This is a genomic window from Nonomuraea sp. NPDC049141, from assembly GCF_040648415.1.
GTDB lineage: Bacteria > Actinomycetota > Actinomycetes > Streptosporangiales > Streptosporangiaceae > Nonomuraea.
Genome location: NZ_JBEZDR010000237.1, coordinates 1 through 1,332 on the forward strand (window position 1 = coordinate 1; position 1,332 = coordinate 1,332).

General features: G+C 70.9%; 1 protein-coding gene. It reads right to left on the reverse strand.

The window, feature by feature from the left end:
* Window positions 1-167: 167 nt before the first annotated feature.
* A complete protein-coding gene (locus tag AB0B91_RS66145) occupies window positions 168-1,025 on the reverse strand; it encodes a ParA family protein (protein WP_358343268.1) in 858 nt (285 codons plus the stop codon).
* Between the last annotated feature and the right edge of the window lie 307 nt (window positions 1,026-1,332).

A 1,332-nucleotide genomic window follows, 5' to 3' on the forward strand; every position in this document is an offset into this window, starting at 1 on the left:
GCGCCGACGGCGGTCGACGCCTCAGCCGTCGCAGGCGGCTCGACGGCGGGGGTCGGCTCCACCACTGCGGTCGGCGCCGGCCCGGTCGGGATGAGGGCCCCCAGGCCCCGCCCCAGACCGCCCCGAGGACGGTTCTTCATGCCACGCCTCCCAGCGACTGTTCCGCACTACGCATTCCGGCCCACCGGCTCCTTGACGCCACGCTCGGCGATCTCCTGGGCGGCTTCGAAGTAGCTCGTCGCCCCCCGCGACCCCGGATCGTAGGTCATCACGGACTGGCCGTAGCTGGGTGCCTCCGAGACGCGGACGTTGCGGGGGATGACCGCCTGGAGCACCTTGTCGCCGAAGTGGTTCCGTACGTCCTGCTCGACGGCGTCGGCCAGCCGGGTACGCCGGTCGTACATGGTGAGCAGGATGGTGGAGACGTCGAGCTTGGGGTTGAGGTGCTGGCGGACCAGGTTGATGTTGTTGATCAGCTGGTTCAGCCCCTCCAGCGCGTAGTACTCGCACTGGATCGGGATGAGCACCTCCTGCGCGGCCACGAGCGCGTTGACCGTCAGCAGACCGAGCGAGGGCGGGCAGTCGATGAAGACGTAGTCGAAGTGGCCGGGGTAGGCGGCGATCGCCCGGGCCAGCCGCGACTCGCGGGCGACCACCGACACCAGCTCGATCTCCGCGCCGGCGAGGTCGATCGTCGCCGGTACGCACCAGAGGTTGGGGATGCCCTCGACGCCCTGGGCCACCTCCTCCAGCGGCACGCTGTTGATGAGGCAGTCGTAGACGTCCGGCACACCCGTGTGGTGCGGGACGTTCAGCCCGGTGGAGGCGTTTCCTTGCGGATCGAGATCGACCACCAGCACCCGGTTGCCGTGCAGGGCGAGTGCCACCGCAAGGTTCACCGTGGTCGTGGTCTTTCCCACGCCGCCCTTCTGGTTCGCGACGCACATGACCCGGGTCCGCTCCGGCCGAGGCATCGTCACCTCGCCACTCGGATTAAGGATCTGCACGGCGCGCATCGCCTCCATAGCCAACGGTGGGTCATCCTCTTCGCGCGTCGGGGTTTCACGTGAAACGTACGCGGCCTCGGCAGCACTGGCTCCCGGGGCGGCGGTCGTGTCGGTGACGGGAACGGGTTCGGGGGTCGCGTCCGGCACGGAGTCCGGGGCGGGCTGCTGCGGCACGGGAAGCTCGAAGCGGGCCGAGGCCGAGGCGTTGCGCCGGATCGGAATCACCCGGCCGCCGGCCGGGTTGCCGGCGCGCGGCACGTCGGGAGCGGCGCGCGTCGCCGGGTGCTCCGGCCCAACCGCCTCGGCGTCCGACGGCGGGGCGGCC